Origin of the sequence: Butyricimonas hominis, from assembly GCF_014287455.1 — a bacterium.
Classification (GTDB): domain Bacteria; phylum Bacteroidota; class Bacteroidia; order Bacteroidales; family Marinifilaceae; genus Butyricimonas; species Butyricimonas muris.
In genome coordinates this window covers 361,612-377,927 of record NZ_JACOOH010000006.1, presented here as the reverse complement: position 1 = coordinate 377,927, position 16,316 = coordinate 361,612, and the positions used below count along the sequence as shown (strand labels likewise).

The following is a 16,316-nucleotide window of genomic DNA, read 5'->3' as shown; positions in this document are numbered from 1 at the left end:
ATAATTAAAATCAGAAAGTCGTTATGAGAAATAGACGAAAAATGATAAAAGCACTTTTGCTTTTTTTGAAAGATGTTCATGAAAAATCTGGAAAGAGTTATTATTTTTTGTTAAATGATTTTGTACATTTAAAAAAGACAAAAAAGATTAGTATTGAGGAATATACTAATTTTGAGTTCGAGAATCAAGGAAGAGAATTTCGTGATACATTCATGTCCGAGATGGAGCAACGACCTTGCCTAGACTTGTTGAATCCTAAAAAGTATTATACAATAGCTCGAAATAAATATTTTTCTCATTTGTTTTTAGAGGCAAAAAGTATCAGAAAATCTGAACTGTATTGCTATTATCATCCAGAGGGAAGGTTGAAAAATGATCATGTCGCTTATGATTATGAATCAGTAGTAGAGGTTTTAAAATCTAAAGAGGTTCATTCATGTGTAATCAAGACGACAGAATCTTCTCACGGAGATGGAGTAATTGTTGTAAATAAGATAAAGTATATTAATGAAAAGTGTATATTATATCTTTTTAATGGGCGAGTGCTTGAATTAAAAGATATATTGAAAGAATATGAACCTTTGATTTTTGAGAGTGTAATATCTCAAACAGAGCAATTTAAAAAATTTAATTCATCTTCGGTGAATACTGTACGTTTCATGACAACGTTGTATCCGACGGGGAATGCTAAAATTATCGCTATCTGGATGAAATTTGGACGCCCGGGAGCTTGTGTTGATAATGCTGGGGCAGGTGGAAATATTGATGCCGCAGTTGATATCGAAACCGGAAAGATTTATAACGTAACTCAATTTAATGGTTGGGGAAAAACAAAACCTATAACTCATCATCCTGATAGTGGTGTGCTTTTAGAAGGGATATTTATTGAAAATTGGGAAGATATAAAAAGAGATGTTCTTCGTTTTCAAGAGTCATTGCCTTATTTGAAAGCAATAGGTTGGGATATCGCAATAACTCCAGAAGGACCTTTGGTAGTGGAAATGAATGATTATTGGGATAGAACTGGACAGTTGTTCATTCGAAAAGGATGGAAAAAAGAAATTCAAGATTGTTATGAACAATGGAAGAAATTAGAAAAAGAAGGTAAGGTTTCTTATAAAATGGGGCGTTCGTATGAATGATTTTGATAAGAAAACAATTGATATGCCCGAGCCATCACTAAAAGAGAAAACAATTTCTGGGATGTTGTGGAGTGCTTTACAACGTTTTGGAGTAATGTTTATTTCATTTGTTGCGAATTTGATTCTAGCACGTTTGTTACTTCCTGAAGATTTTGGTTGCATTGGGATCTTAATGGTATTTATTGCAATTTCTAATACATTTATTGATGGCGGGTTTGGTTCGGCACTTATACAGAAAAATAACCCAACCGAGGAAGATTATTCGACTATATTTTATTTTAATTTAGCTTTTTCTGTTTTTTTGTATGTGTTGCTTTGGTTTTCGTCCAGGTTTGTATCAGAATTTTATAGAATAGAAGATTTGGATCATATATTGAAGGTATTAGGTATAATTTTGATTATTAATGCATCAGGAATCATACAAAGTAATCAACTGCGTAAAAAATTAGAATTTAAGAAAATGTCATATATATATATCAGTTCCATGTTATGTGCTGGTATTGTAAGTATTCTTTTGGCTTACCATGGATATGGGGTATGGAGTTTGGTTGTACAATTGATAATTAATAGTATACTGGTAAATTTGCAATTATGGCTATTTAATAAATGGTATCCGAGTTTTATTTTTAGCTGGAAGTCTTTTAAAGAATTATTCGGTTTTGGGAATTATATTTTATTGTCAAATTTGTTGAATACTTTTTGTAATAATATTCAAGGTTTAATTATTGGACGTGTTTTTTCTGCAAAAGATCTTGGTTTCTATGCACAAGCAAGGAAATTGGAAGAAATACCTTCGACTAGTCTGTCTCAGATTGTAGGGCAAGTATCTTATCCTGTTTTCTCGAAAATACAAACAGATAGAGTTGCGTTAAAAAATGCATTACGGAAGACTATAAAATCTTTGGCTTTTATTAATTTTCCATTAATGATATTATTAATTGTAATAGCTCGACCTTTAATTATTTTTTTATTTTCGGAGAAATGGATCGAGTCTATTCCTTATTTTCAAATCTTATGTATTGCAGGAATTGCTATTTGCCTTCAAGATGTAAATTATTATATAGTGGCAGCTGTAGGTCGAAGTAATGAACTATTTCGATGGAATGTCGTGAAAAGGAGTTTGGGGTTATTGTTTGTAGTAGTTGGGTTAAAATTTGGAATTGAAGGCATATTGTATGGTATGGTGTTGGGATCATTTACGATATATATTGTGAATGCTTGGTTAGCTTCAAAATATGTGGATTATACTTGTTTTTCGCAGATACGAGATGTTTCGACGACCTTATTGATTGCTATTTTAGCTGGTATTTGTAGTTATATGCTTAAATATCTTGAAACTAATGAACTTTTATTGTTGATTATTCAAATGTTTTCTTATTTGTTGTGTTATGTTATTGGTTCCTGTTTGTTCAAAATAGAGGCATTGGATATTTATTTGTCGGAATTTAGGCATATTTTAAATAAAGTGAAGTTATGAATAGCGGATCTGATTTGAGGATTGCTTTTCTTGGAGATATTATGCCAGGAGGAGTTATAAGTGGCAAAGATGAGTTTATCGATGAAAATGTTTTGCAGTATTTGAATGGTTTTGATTTAAGAATTGCGACATTAGAATGTGCAATAGGAGATGATTATGAGTACGATAGAGTGAAAATGCAGGGGAGAATGAATATTATTTACGCTAAGGATGTCGATCTTCGGAAAATAGAAATTTTAAATATTAATATAGTAACATTAGCAAATAATCATATATTTGACCTTGGGCTAGATGGGTTCCAACATATTTGTAAACTTTTGGATAAGCGCAAAATATTGCGTTGTGGAGCAGGAATGACCTCAGAAGAGGCTGCAAAGCCCGTAATCGTAGAGGAAAAAGGGAAACGTGTTTGTTTTTTTTCTTATTGTCAGTATAATACGCCTTATGTTGGTTATGTTCCGGTTGCCACAAAAAATAGTGCGGGGGTCAATCCATTAGATATAAATAAAGTTATAGTTGATATTACTGAAGCAAAAAAAGAGTTTGATTATGTATTTGTAATACCTCATTGGGGAGTTGAATATATAAGTTGTCCAACAGTTGAGTGTAAAAAATTAGCTTATAAAATGATAGAAGCTGGTGCAGATGGGGTGATTGGAGGGCATCCTCATAGAGTACAGTCTTGTTTACAATATAGGGGAAAACCTATTTTTTTTAGTTTGGGGAATTTTTTATTTGCTGATTTTTTTATGGCACCTCCGAGACCTATTTGGTATCCTTGTGAAAATGACGTAGAAATGGGGCAAATAAAGATAACAAATGATTATCCTTTTCCAGTAAAAGAACCGTTAAAACGGATATGGCGTAATTTTTCAAGAATTGGGATGATTGCAGAAATTTCAATTGGATCGAGACTTAAAGTTTCTTGGAATACAGTTCGTTTAGCAGAAAGTAATAGATTAAGTTTTTACCCAAGACCATTGAAATTCAAGATTAAGCTTTATCTAATTGAATTGTTTATCCAAATGCCTTGGTATGATGGAGGAAAATTCGTGATGAACGTACGTGAATTGTTATCTAAAAAGAGTTACATGAACCGTTTAAGGAGGTATTGGCGTGGAAATAATTAGAAAACTTTCTGTGCAAAGTTCAAAGCGAGGATTTTTTGGAAATAATATATTGCTTTTGAATATAAATAAAATGGGAGCATTGTTTTTTTGTTTCTATTTATTTATTTCTATGAATTCTCCTGTGTTGAGATTATTCGCAATTCCAGTATATTACATCTCTATTGCTTTAATAGTATTATTGAGTCTGATACTGTATCTTAATAGAAAATTCGTTTTTACGAGACAGCGTTACTTCTTTTTCTTTACCTTGCTTTTTTTAGTGTTCCATTTTTCTTTTCCAACATGGAGTGGTTACTGGATGATAAAAACGCTATTGGCTTTTATACCTTTATTTTTTGTAATTTTTTGGGATAATGAGATATATTACTTGACTTTCGGCTATTTTAGAAAGATGATGATATTCTTTTCGATATGTTCAATTGTAGTTACTGTATTATTGCTTTTTTTGCCTTATAATGCTCTCCCCTATGTTGAATTAGAACCTTTATCAGCGGCACATTTGAATACAAATATGGTATATCGAATATATGGAATTATTGTATCATATGATATGATTATTTTCAATATCGGAGGTTTAAATTTTTTGCGAACAGCAGGTCCATTAAGTGAACCGGGACATTTAGGAGTTTTTTTAGGATTAACTCTTTGTATTGAGATGTTATTATATAAAAAAAGAACGCCCATTTTGATTATATGCGGATGTATGACTTTTTCAACGGCTTTTTATGTAATATTGATGATTCAAGAATTGTATAATATTTTTATTAATAGACAGTTCCGATGGAAACTTTGTCTTTGTTTTATGTTAGCATTAAGTTTATTATTTATTTTGATTGATAGTTCTGTAATAGAATCAATATGGGATTATGCTATCGGTCGAAATTTGAATGAAGAGGATATTTTAGATAATCGAACTAATAGTATGGCGTTGTTTTTATGGAGTAAATTTTTACATTCTTCTTCTTTACGGTTATTTGTGGGGCATGGGACATTTTTTTTAGAGACGAATAAAGATTTAGTGTTAGCTGATTATCGAGAGTTTTTATATGACAGTGGTTTCTATGGCCTTTTATTGTTAATAATTATCTTCTTTGGCATATTTGTAAAAGTGAAAGTGCAGTATATTATTCTATTTGCACCTGTAATTCTTTTGATTTTTTTACATAGATCTTGGATGTTTTGGTATCCTTATGTGTATATACTTCCAATTATTGCTTTTGGAGCATATACTTATAAATCAAATATCGGGAATCAAAAATTATAAAGATATGGTTTTAAATAGTTCTTTTTCGCAACTTAGGAATTATTTAGCTTGTTTACTTTTAGTGTATTAAAAGGTTGTATGGTAAAATTAAATTCATAATTATGTTAGATACCTTTTCTTGTTAAATTGTTATGGAATTCTTTTCATTTTTAGAAACGCTTATCATGGTGATTTGTTATAATCAATGAAGGGAAAAGTCATAGTCTATAAAGATGTGAAGTCAATTGAATTTTTGTTACCGAACTATGTTTCGATGAATAGCGTGAGTTTTGTATAAAGAATACTAATAACATAATTAATTATGATATGAAAATAAGAGTGGTACTGTGGAATTTTTTGGCCAGATTATATCCTTGGTTTTTGAGGAAGGTGTATAAAATGGATTTAGGAAAAGATGTGAATATCTCTTATCGGGCTCAGTTAGATAAAAGTATTCATCCGAGAGGAATACATATAGGAGATGGTACTTGGGTATTGTCTGGTGTTGTTATTATGGCTCATGATTTTTGTCGGGGAAATAAAGGATGGGGAAAGCGTTATCATACAACAATCGGAAATAATTGCGTGATAGGGGTTAATAGTATCGTTTTGCCTGGTGTAACTTTAGGTGATGAAGTTGTTGTCGGAAGTGGGGCGGTGGTTACGAAAGATATCCCGAGTAATTGTATTGTTGCAGGAAATCCGGCAAGAATAGTAAAAGAAAAAATTCATGTTCGGCGAGGACAAATTGTCGATTAAGTTATTATTATATAAATCTATTGATAGATATGCAACAAAGAATTTGGATGTCTTTAGCCCATATGGGCGGACGAGAACAAGAGTTTATACAAGAGGCCTTTGATTCAAATTGGGTCGTTCCGCTTGGGCCGAATGTAAACGCTTTTGAGATTTCTCTTCGTGATTATTTAAAGGAAGATAAACAGGTTAAGGATGAAAATAGAGAGCTGCATGTGGTTGCGTTAAGTGCCGGTACGGCTGCTTTACATTTAGGGTTAATATTATTGGGGGTCGGTACAGGAGATGAAGTTATTTGTCAGAGTTTTACCTTTTCGGCTTCTGCTAATCCAATTGTTTATCAAGGAGCAATTCCTGTGTTTGTCGATAGTGAGCTGGAAACTTGGAATATGGATCCTACCCTACTTGAACAAGCAATCAAGGATAGAATAAGTAAAACAGGCAATAAGCCAAAAGCAATTATTCCGGTTCAGTTGTATGGAATGCCTGGAAAAATGGATGAGATTTTGACTGTTGCCCGAAAGTATGAGATTCCTGTATTAGAAGATGCTGCAGAGGCTTTAGGATCAGAATATAAAGGACAGAAATGCGGAACGTTTGGAGAATATGCTGCTTTATCATTTAATGGAAACAAAATGATAACAACTTCCGGAGGAGGAGCTTTGGTTTGTAGAAATGAAGAGAATGCCAAGCGGGCTTTGTTTTATGCTACACAGGCGAGAGATAACGCCCCGCATTATCAGCATTCCTGTATTGGTTATAATTATCGGATGAGTAATATATGTGCGGGAATTGGCAGAGGACAGATGTTTGTGTTGGAAGAACATGTCGAGAGAAGACAGGCAATACATGATTTGTATGTCCATTTGTTAGAAGGGATAAAGGGGGTAAAGGTGATGTGCCAACCAGAGGAGAGTGTTTTTCGTTCGAATTATTGGCTGACATGCATTACGGTGAAACCGGAAGAAGCCGGATTTTCAAGAGAGGATGTGCGGTTAGCATTGGATAAAGATAATATAGAAAGTCGTCCGTTGTGGAAACCAATGCATTTGCAACCGGTATTTAAGGACGTCCCGTTTTATGGGAACGGAATAAGTGAACAGTTGTTCGAAATCGGTTTGTGTCTGCCGTCAGGTCCTATGCTTACTAATGAAGATATAAAGAGAGTCGTTGACGTGATAAAAAACTTAGCGTGTAAATTGTAATATTGACGATATGCATATTTGGGAAAAAGTTACATTGTATTTGTTTTTGGGGATATTGTTTGTCTCTTGTGCTTCGAGTAAGAAAGTTGTTTATTTGCAGGATGTAGATGTGAACAAGCGTATAAAGGCGGAGTGTGAATATAAGATGGTGATTCATAATGATGATCTCTTGTCTATTATTGTGTCATGTGACGACATGGAATCAGCAATACCTTTTAATACCCCTATGATTGGGTTGGGGAGAGAGGTAAATACTACTTCGACTCAACAGATTCCGAGAGGATACCTTGTTGATAAAAACGGAGAGATTGATTTTCCGGTGTTAGGAAAGCTGAAAGTTGAAGGAATATCGAGAAACCAGCTGGCTGAGATGTTAAAAGAGAAGTTATCGGTTTATTTGAAAAACCCGATTGTAACAATTCAGTTTCAGAATTTCAAAGTGACAGTGTTAGGAGAGGTGAAAAATCCCGGGAGCTACCGGATGTCAAGCGAGCGGGTTTCTTTGTTTGATGCCCTAGGAATGGCGGGAGATTTGCAGATTAATGGTAAGCGGAAGAACGTGTTGGTGATGCGAGAAGAGGGAGATGAGAAAATTTTTGCACGGATAGATTTGACTTCCAGTAATTTTATTGATTCCCCATTTTTTTATCTACAACAGAATGATGTGGTTTATGTGGAACCAACCAAAGGTCGAATTGCTGGAGGAAGCATGAGCACGTTTTTGCCTTATATACTATCAAGTTTATCGACGATTGTGGCGCTTATCACTTTGACGAAGTAGTTACAGAATAAAAATGTATGAAGATGACTAACCAAGATAATAATTTATTACAGGTAGAAGAAGAAGAGTATTTTGATCTGAGGACTTTTTTCTATAAAATTTTAACTCGTTGGTGGTGGTTTATAATTAGTGTTCCTTTGTGCAGCGGGATAGCTTTGTATGTTTGTTTTAGTTCAACACCGATATACAAGGTTGGTGCAAAAGTGATGATTAGTGACTCAAAGAAAGGGGAAATTGGGGTGAACCCGATGTTGAAGGAACTAGGATTATTCCAAGGAAACATGCTGGTGGAGAATGAAATTGTAGAGTTGATGTCGAAGAATTTGATTTTGGATGTCGTGAAAGAATTGGAATTGAACGTGGATTACAGTCGGGAAGGGATGTTAAGAGATGAGAAATTGTACACTAATGTTCCAGTGCGAATATTGGTAGACTTGCCTGAAAATATAAAAGATACAATATTTTATGTGATAGTTCGAGATGAGGATAAAGTGGAAGTCGCTGACGTGGATAAGAACGTGGTGTTTGAAGGGAATTTTTCTCAGGCGATCTCGATGGGAAATTATCGGATGACGATAGAGAAAGGTGATACTCTAATGAAAGCAAATGATGAAATTCGTATAAATTTGATGTCATACGGAAAAGCTGCCACAGATTTTCATAAACGCTTGGAAGTCGGTCTTATGGAAAAAAATACGAGTGCTGTTCAAGTTTCGTTGGAAGAAACGAATCCTGAAAAAGGAATAGATTTTCTTTATACGATGATCCAAAAATACAACGAGAATGGAATTGGGGACAAACAGCTAGTTTCAGAAAAAACGGTAGAATTTATTAATGAACGATTACGAGTAATCAACCAAGAACTAGGAGATATAGAGAATGATGCGGAATCATTTAAGAAAAAGAACCAATTAACAAATTTGACTTCAGATGCGGCTCTTGTGATGGAACGTAAAAAGGTGACGGAGGCTGAGTTGTTAAAACTTGCAACGGAGCTTGATGTGGTGAAGAGCGTTCGTGCTTATTTGGAAGACAGGCAAGGCGAGGAGTTTCGGATATTGCCAGAGCGGTTGGGGTTAACAGACGAGACTTTGAATAGCGGGATTGGTAAATATAACGAGATGGTACTTCGGAGGGGTAAATTATTACAGTCGGCTCGTGAGAGCAACCCAATTATTACGGGGTTGGAAATGCAACTCAGGGAATTGAAAAGTAGTATCAGGTTAGCTATTGCTAATGTGGAAAAAGGATTGGATATCAAGATTAATAGTTTGGAACGAGAGAGTCAACAGGTGGAAGAAAAGTTGACATCTGTACCAACACAAGAAAAACAATACCGTTCCATTGCCCGCGAACAGGAATTAAAGGAGAATCTTTTCTTGTTCCTGATGCAGAAACGGGAGGAGGCGGAGATCGCCAAGCTGATGTACGTGCCGATGGCCAAAATTATCGAGAACCCGGACCCGGGGGAGCATCCGGTAGCCCCGAGAAAAATGCTTATTTTATTATTCGGGTTGTTTATCGGTGTCGTTTTGCCCGTGGGGATTATGTTTGTGGCAGATATGTGGGATACGAAGGTGAGAGATGCTTCCGAGGTAGAAAAGGTTGTGAGTTCACCTTTGCTGGGAACTTTGCTGCAATTACCCGAGGATAAAACGTCTGTTTCCCAAGAAGATTTCCTGATGTCGGAATCGATGCATTTGATTCGGGAAAATTTGAATTACTTGATCAAGCAAAAGGGAGTGCCGGTGATCATGGTTTCTTCCACTATACCAAGAGAGGGAAAATCGCTGGTTGCCGCACATCTGGCTAACGCTTATGCCAAGGCGGGTAAGAAAGTGATCGTGATCGGTTGTGACTTGCGAAACCCGAAATTGAACGAGTATTTCAAGAGAGAGAACAAGAAAGGGCTGTCCGCGTATTTGGCAGGGATGGTGGATGACCCGGGTTCGATTATCGAGAAGGTGGATGATAACCTTCACGTGATATTCGGGGGTACTGTACCGCCGAACCCGACACAGTTGATAGCGAGTCCCCGGATGGGCGAGTTGTTGGAATGCTTGAAAAAAGATTTTTCTGTTATTATTCTTGATACACCGCCGTTGGGGATACTGGCGGATGGATTCTCCTTGAGCGGGTACGCGGATGCCTGTGTTTACGTGGTTCGGGCAAATGTGCTTGACAAGAAGGGATTGCGGGTGATTACTGATCTGGAGAAAGGGAAACGTATGGAGAATTTAGGAATCGTGGTGAACGGTATAAAGATGAGTCGTTCCGGTGGTTACGGGTACGGTTATGGCTATGGTTATGGCTACGGTTATGGTTATGGCTACGGGCAGGATGCCGGTGAGAAAAAGGGGAAAAAACGTAAATCGACAAAGTGATGAGTTGGTTTCGAAGGGAGAATAAACAATACTTCTTTTACGAGCATGACGTGCATTCTCATATCTTGCCGGGATTGGATGACGGGGTGAGGAAGATGGAGGATTCGGTGGTGATCGTGAAGAAAATGTTGGCACTGGGGGTGAAGAGGTTTTCTTTTACCCCTCATATATCTTTCCCGTCGCCTTTGAACACGCGAGGTGGGATTTTAGAGAAGTTGGAGGCATTGAGAACGTGTTTGGCAAAGGAGGGGATTGATATAGACGCTGATGCGGGAGCGGAGTACAAAGTCGGGGAGTACATGATAGATTTGATCAAGCAGGGGGATATTGCCTCGTTTGACGGGGGAAAAGTGCTGGTGGAGCATAGTTTCGTGGCGGCATCGCCTTCTTTCGAGGAGGTGGTTTTTCGATTGCAGGACAAGGGCTACACGCCGGTATTGGCACACCCGGAACGTTACCCGTTTTACGCGGGGCATTTGGAAGAACGTGCTGAGGATTTGAAGCACAGGGGATGTCGGATGCAGGTGAATCTGTTATCGTTTGTCGGATTTTACGGAAAAGAGGCTCAACACGGGGCGAAGGCTCTGGCAGCGGCAGGTTTGATCGATCATGTTTCGGGAGATATTCATTCGATCAAGCAAGTGGAGCTTTTGGAGAAGTTTTTGAGATCGGGAGAGGCGAAAAACCTGACTAATTTACGATTTTAAATTTTAGATTGAAGGAATTTCTTGTTCGTTCCATGATTTACGATTGATGAAAGGATTTATGGGTAAAGGGATTGCCGGTTAGACGATGCGGTGATTGAAGATATGCCTCGGGAGAAGAGTTCCCGGGGCTTTTTTTATAAATTAAAAAATGTGATTATGGAACATTTATTGAAAGGGAGGTTGTTCTCTTGGTTAAAAGAAGGTGCTCAAGAGATGTCGGGTGAACAAATAGAGGTGATTGTTCAGGAGTTCGTGAACGATTTGGTGAAATGGAGTGAGGAGGTGCGAGATTATAGTGAGGTGGCTCGAGGTTTGGAAGGTATCCGTATCCGGTTGCAGGTTTGGGACGAGGTGTATCAAATTTGTGACGGGACTGGAAAAAAAGATCACGGTGAGTTTGTGTCTTCATGCCGTATTGATGCGGGTGGAGCACGAGATCCGGTTGGTACGGGAGCGATTGGAAAAACCGGAATGGTTTGCCGGGCATCTGGATGACGGACCGCTGGCAATTTGGAAGTCGGAAAATCCGAAAATGGAAATGGCGGAATTGGCATTGGGGATTTGTCTAGCGAAGGTGTTGTGGTCGCCGAGGGGAAAGTTGATGGGTTATGACGAGATTATCAAGCTGGTGGAGCGGGTTTTCGGGATGAAACTTCCGAATTACCGGGATCTGAAGCGGGATATTTTTGGAAGACTGAAGGATGTAGCGGTGTTTTCGAAACAGTTGGTGTTTTTGATAGAGCAGGCCAAAGATGAGAAGGATGCCCGGAGGCATTAAATGATGTGGGGTAGAGTTAGTTTGTGGATTTTTCAAAAAAAATCGCTATTGATAATCAATGCATTGAAAATAAAATCACTACACGCGGGGCACGCGTGTAGTGATGGAGTTTGGCAGGGGATGTACTTTTGCATTCAGAAAAACGAGAGAGATGTAAACGTTGGTATTTATTAAAACGAGAGCTTATGGCAGAAGTAAAAAATTGTTTGGGAATCAGAGGACGAGTGGGTGATTTTGTTCTCTACCGGTTAGGGGGTAAAACGTTTCTGAGAAAACGGGCAAAGCGGAATGACTCCAATACGGAGGAACAACGGGCGGTGCGGGCAAGGTTTCGGACGGCAGTCCGGTTTTACCAGAAATTGAAGGAAACGCCTTTGGATGAGGTGCTGGATATTGCAGCCCAAGGGATCTGTGTTAGCGGTTATGCTTTTTTCATGAAGGAGAATTTGAAGGCGTTTGGTCCGGACGGGAGGATCAAGGATTATTCACAATTGCAGTTTGCTGCCGGGAAACGACAGAAGGTGTTTAACTTGGAAGGATGGGTGGATAAGGAAGGACGGGTGACGTTGAAATGGGTGAATAGTTTGATCGGGACGTTGACGGAAGGGAAAGATCGGTTGGGGGTAATGGTGTTGCGCGAGGATAGGGCATTTTCCCCGGAGGTAATTGATGAATTGACGGTTTGTCGAAAGGAACGGGAAGCTCATTTTAGGGTGTTCCGCAAGAAAGGGAAAAAAGTACACGTGTATTGTTATTTTATTTCCCCTAACGGAAAAGTGTTGTCGCCGAGCCAGTATATCTGTTTGCAAGAGGAAGAATGAAACCGGTAGTGAATATGGTGAACGCGATCGGAGAGTTAGTCGGTCGGTTGACACTCCCGGCGAGGGAGAAAAAGGAATTGGAAGCAGAGATCATGAAGTTGATGTACGAATATGAATGTGAGATCGCAGAGGTCCAAGCAAACGTGATTCAAGCGGAAGCGACGGGGAATTGGTTGCAGAGGTCGTGGAGGCCGTTGGTGATGCTGACATTCGCGGTGATCATTCTGGTGGGGACTTTCACGAGTTTGCCAATCTTGGCGGATTCTTCCCGGTTTTGGGATTTGTTGGAAATCGGATTGGGTGGGTACGTGATCGGGCGGAGCGGGGAGAAAATGTTGGGGGCTATCGCACGAAAGCGGCGCTGATTTTAAATTTTAGATTTACGATTTATGAGTTACGAGTATTAATTTAAAGATTTTTGTTATGACATTTTCAATTTTCAATTCTCAATTTTCAATTGTGAACGATCGGTTGGTAGGTCACGGGGTGATTTATCTGGATTGCGTGAAGAATACACGAGCTATTGTCGGGCCGGACATGATTATTTTACATTACACGGCAGGGAGTAATTGTATGTCATCGGCTCATTATCTGACTCGACCGGATGTGGCGGCTTCGGCTCATCTGGTAATCGGGAGAGCGGGGGAAGTGGTTCAGTTGGTGCCGTTTAATATCGAGGCTTGGCATGCCGGGAGAAGTTGGTATGCCGGACGAGAGGAGTTGAATCATTATTCTATCGGGATCGAGTTGGATAACTTGGGACAATTACGGATGGAAGGGGGAAAGTTTGTGGCGGAATGTGGACGGGAGGTGCCTTTCAAGGAGGTATACACGGATGATTCCGGGAGAGAACTTACTTACTGGCACAAGTACACGAGGGTACAGATGGACGTGTTGCGGGAGGTGTGCCGGTTGTTGAAGAAGCGTTACCCGATAAAGTACGTGGTAGGGCATTCGGATGTAACGGCGAGGAAGGTGGATCCGGGACCGGCGTTACAATTTTAGATTTATGATTTACGAATTACGATAGAGTGATTTTTAATTTTTGATTGAGGTGGTGCGCACGCTTCAATCGGGAGGGTGAGTTTTTTATTTATTAATTATTTAAATTTTGTTGTTATGGCAATATTTGATTCAAATTTGTTGGGAAAGGTAACGAAGTCCGTCGGGAACGTGACGATGTGTTACACGAATAAGAAGAATGTCGCGAAAGCGAAAGTATTCAAGAGGAAAGATAATCCGACGCCGGAAATTCTGGATCAGCGGGCACGGATGAAAGTGTTGATACAGTTGGCCCGTCGTTTGTTAGCGGTTATCCGGAAAGGATTCAAGGGAGTGGGAGGAGGAACGACTTCGAACGCTTTCGTGAAAGCGAACATGGGAGCCGTGAGCGTGACTGAAGGACACGTTGCCACGATGGAGTTCGAGCGGATGAAGGTGGCAGAAGGATGGCTTGAGGTACCGGAGATTTCGGTGACGTATAGTGCGGATACAAGTAAATATCAATTCGAGCAAGAGGCAAACGAGGACGAGTACGCTAACTCGTTAGTGGATGATAGGGTATATGCCGTATTGTTCGAGACTGCATTGAAACGCCTGAAGATTGTCACGTTGAGGAATAGAGGCGAGAGTGGCAGTACCAGTTTCGCGCTTCCGAAAGGTTGGGATAACTCGAAGGTTGTGGCCTATTGTTTTGCCACGTCAAAGAATGGTAGTCAAGTATCGGATAGTGAATATTTGATTATCGAGTGATCCGTGATGAGTATTTATTTTTTTACCGGAATATTCTTCACGTTGAGTTTGAATGCCTTTTTCTCACAGTTGGCGAATGATTTAGTAGCGGGGATATTGAGTATCGTGGGAGGAGTGATCAGTTCAGTCGTGGTGGCTTGGTGCAAATATCGGTGGAGTAAGCATCGACGAGAGAAATAGCGAAAAGTTAAACAAGTGAAGAGTCGCATCTAAATGGTGCGGCTTTTCGTTTTATAAGTTTTTCTCGTGTACTTTTGGCAGGCTGTTGGAATACGAGCAGGGCGAATGCGTCAAAACGCTTTTCGCCCTTTTAGTTAAAAGTTTATAAAGTCTATAAAGTTCATAAGGTTTATGGACCCTAGCGGGCGCTTTGTCCACGGCAGCATAGCTGCCGGTAAACCTTGTCCGAAGGACGCCCGTTACTTTATGAACTTTATAAACTTTATGAGCTGAAAGCTCAACTTTATGAACCGGGCGAAAAGCCTTTTGATGCGTTCGCCCTGGGAATATGAGAAAATATTTGTTTTTGTGAAGGTTTTTTAATATCTTGACGCCGTTTTTCTGGAACACTGGCACGTTTATTGAGTTCTGATTATCTGGATGAAAGAAGAATAAATTAATATATATAATACGTTTTTTACTATGGAGAATAAATTAGATATTTTGACCAAGAAGCTTTATGATGAGGGGGTTGATAAGGCTCGCCGGGAGGCGGAGAATATCATCAACCAAGCGAAGCAAGAGGCCGAAAAGATTGTTGCCGAGGCAAAGGCAAAGGCGGAGCAGATGAATGCCGATGCCGAAACCGATGTGGCAAACTTGAAGAAGAAGGCGGAGTCTGAAATGACGTTGAGTGCCCGTCAAGCGATCACGGCATTGAAACAGGCAATTACTAATCTTGTTGCCGGAGAAGTAGCGGGAGAGGTTGCCAAGGTCGGATTCGAGGAAAAGGCTTTCATTCAAGAGTTGGTTATGACAATCGTGAAGAAGTGGGATGTTGCCGGGGGGAATTTGGATATGGAAGTACTTCTTTCTGCTGACGAGAAAGATAAATTCGAGTCATTTGTAACGGCAAAATATAAGGATTTGCTGGATAAAGGGCTCACGGTGAACGTGGGTAACTTGGACGAAGGATTCGTGATCCAACCAAAAGACGGAGGGTTCCAGATAGCGTTCTCGGAGAAATTGTTCGAGGCTTTCTTTAACCAATATATCAAAGGCTTTACGAAGAAGCTCCTTTTTGAAGAAAATAAATAGATATTGGATTTTTAGTATCTAAAATTTGAAAAGGATGATATTAAAGAATAATTACTACTGTTTAATCGCGGGTTTACCGGAGGTCTTTCTGGACGATCGGAAATTGTCGTTGTCCGTGAACGGGTTCCGGGAGTTGGCGCAAGGGGCTTTGAAGAAGGAGGACGTGAAGTTGATGAATCTTTTCTTCCTTCCTGCCGATAACAAGCAAGTCCTTCGTTTGCTGAATAAAATGGAACCTGATACCGCCCTTGAAACAGTATACCCGTTGCAACACTTGGAAGACGAAATAGCCGAACCCAAAAATTCTTTACCCGCTTACCTGAATCAATTTATTGCCGATTTCAAAGGGGAACATCTTAAATACGAGACTTCGCCCGAGAATGTGTTGAGTTGGATGTATTACGATTATATGATGAATTGTGGAAACAAGTTTGTCAGAAAGTACGCGGAATTCTCGATGAATATTAAGAATTTGGTAGTCGCTTTTACTTGTCGGAAATACGGTAAGGAAGTTGCCCCGGAGATTATTGGTAATAACGCGGTTTCCAAGGCGCTGAGGACTTCGAACTCGAAAGATTTCGGTTTGGGTATGGAATATCCTTACGCGGAGAAGGTGATGTCGCTGATGAATAACCCTAATCTCGTGGAACGGGAACGGGGATTAGATTTGCTTCATTGGGATTACATCGAGGAAGCCGTGGTGTACGAGTATTTTTCCATGGAAAAGGTTTTGAGTTTTATGCTTGAGCTGATGATCGTCGAGAGGTGGAGCAAGATGAGCTCCGAGTCGGGACGAAAGGTATTCATGGAGGTAGTCGATAAGTTTAGACGGAGTTTTGAGTTCGCGGAAGAATTTAAGTGATTTAAAATTTAAAATTGAGAG

Annotated in this window: 17 protein-coding genes; all 17 read left to right on the top strand. The window is 39.3% G+C overall.

What is annotated here, in order from left to right; all coding sequences use genetic code 11:
• The first annotated feature begins 23 nt into the window (after nucleotides 1–23).
• Complete coding sequence (locus tag H8S64_RS15050) at nucleotides 24–1,142, top strand: sugar-transfer associated ATP-grasp domain-containing protein (protein WP_186977084.1); 1,119 nt, start codon at nucleotides 24–26, stop codon at nucleotides 1,140–1,142.
• Complete coding sequence (locus H8S64_RS15045; protein WP_186977082.1) at nucleotides 1,135–2,619, top strand: lipopolysaccharide biosynthesis protein; 1,485 nt, start codon at nucleotides 1,135–1,137, stop codon at nucleotides 2,617–2,619. The genes H8S64_RS15050 and H8S64_RS15045 overlap by 8 nt, the downstream gene beginning before the upstream one ends.
• Entirely contained in the window at nucleotides 2,616–3,749 is a 1,134-nt protein-coding gene (locus H8S64_RS15040) for a CapA family protein (protein ID WP_186977080.1), read from the top strand. Before H8S64_RS15045 ends, H8S64_RS15040 begins: the two co-directional genes overlap by 4 nt.
• On the top strand, nucleotides 3,736–5,013 hold the full coding sequence (locus H8S64_RS15035) for a hypothetical protein (protein ID WP_186977078.1): 1,278 nt from the start codon (nucleotides 3,736–3,738) through the stop codon (nucleotides 5,011–5,013). The genes H8S64_RS15040 and H8S64_RS15035 overlap by 14 nt, the downstream gene beginning before the upstream one ends.
• Nucleotides 5,014–5,319: 306 nt before the next feature.
• Nucleotides 5,320–5,751 carry an acyltransferase gene (locus H8S64_RS15030; RefSeq protein ID WP_255469560.1) on the top strand — a complete coding sequence of 144 codons (432 nt, stop codon included), beginning with the start codon at nucleotides 5,320–5,322 and terminating at the stop codon, nucleotides 5,749–5,751.
• 29 nt (nucleotides 5,752–5,780) lie between these two features.
• Nucleotides 5,781–6,953: a DegT/DnrJ/EryC1/StrS family aminotransferase gene (locus H8S64_RS15025; RefSeq protein WP_186977076.1), complete on the top strand. Its 1,173-nt coding sequence runs from the start codon at nucleotides 5,781–5,783 to the stop codon at nucleotides 6,951–6,953.
• A 10-nt stretch (nucleotides 6,954–6,963) separates the two neighbouring features.
• Nucleotides 6,964–7,734 carry a polysaccharide biosynthesis/export family protein gene (locus tag H8S64_RS15020; RefSeq protein ID WP_186977074.1) on the top strand — a complete coding sequence of 257 codons (771 nt, stop codon included), beginning with the start codon at nucleotides 6,964–6,966 and terminating at the stop codon, nucleotides 7,732–7,734.
• Between the two features lie 23 nt (nucleotides 7,735–7,757).
• The gene (locus H8S64_RS15015; RefSeq protein ID WP_186977157.1) at nucleotides 7,758–10,118 is read left to right on the top strand and encodes a GumC family protein; all 2,361 of its coding nucleotides are present in this window, start codon (nucleotides 7,758–7,760) and stop codon (nucleotides 10,116–10,118) included.
• A complete protein-coding gene (locus H8S64_RS15010) occupies nucleotides 10,118–10,825 on the top strand; it encodes a tyrosine-protein phosphatase (protein WP_099290748.1) in 708 nt (235 codons plus the stop codon). The genes H8S64_RS15015 and H8S64_RS15010 overlap by 1 nt, the downstream gene beginning before the upstream one ends.
• 364 nt (nucleotides 10,826–11,189) lie before the next feature.
• Nucleotides 11,190–11,603 carry a hypothetical protein gene (locus H8S64_RS15005; protein ID WP_176554943.1) on the top strand — a complete coding sequence of 138 codons (414 nt, stop codon included), beginning with the start codon at nucleotides 11,190–11,192 and terminating at the stop codon, nucleotides 11,601–11,603.
• 185 nt (nucleotides 11,604–11,788) lie between these two features.
• A complete protein-coding gene (locus tag H8S64_RS15000) occupies nucleotides 11,789–12,424 on the top strand; it encodes a hypothetical protein (RefSeq protein WP_186977072.1) in 636 nt (211 codons plus the stop codon).
• Nucleotides 12,425–12,438: 14 nt separating this feature from the next.
• Nucleotides 12,439–12,789, top strand: a complete 351-nt coding sequence (locus tag H8S64_RS14995) for a 3TM-type holin (protein WP_255469558.1) — start codon at nucleotides 12,439–12,441, stop codon at nucleotides 12,787–12,789.
• Nucleotides 12,790–12,847: 58 nt separating this feature from the next.
• Nucleotides 12,848–13,429: an N-acetylmuramoyl-L-alanine amidase gene (locus tag H8S64_RS14990; RefSeq protein WP_186977068.1), complete on the top strand. Its 582-nt coding sequence runs from the start codon at nucleotides 12,848–12,850 to the stop codon at nucleotides 13,427–13,429.
• Between the two features lie 114 nt (nucleotides 13,430–13,543).
• Nucleotides 13,544–14,176, top strand: coding sequence for a DUF6266 family protein (locus tag H8S64_RS14985; RefSeq protein WP_186977066.1), 633 nt, complete (start codon nucleotides 13,544–13,546; stop codon nucleotides 14,174–14,176).
• A 6-nt stretch (nucleotides 14,177–14,182) separates the two neighbouring features.
• Nucleotides 14,183–14,356, top strand: a complete 174-nt coding sequence (locus H8S64_RS14980) for a hypothetical protein (protein ID WP_176554941.1) — start codon at nucleotides 14,183–14,185, stop codon at nucleotides 14,354–14,356.
• A gap of 462 nt (nucleotides 14,357–14,818) precedes the next feature.
• Entirely contained in the window at nucleotides 14,819–15,433 is a 615-nt protein-coding gene (locus H8S64_RS14975) for a V-type ATP synthase subunit E family protein (RefSeq protein ID WP_099290744.1), read from the top strand.
• Between the two features lie 34 nt (nucleotides 15,434–15,467).
• The gene (locus tag H8S64_RS14970) at nucleotides 15,468–16,295 is read left to right on the top strand and encodes a DUF2764 family protein (protein WP_255469557.1); all 828 of its coding nucleotides are present in this window, start codon (nucleotides 15,468–15,470) and stop codon (nucleotides 16,293–16,295) included.
• Nucleotides 16,296–16,316: the final 21 nt, after the last annotated feature.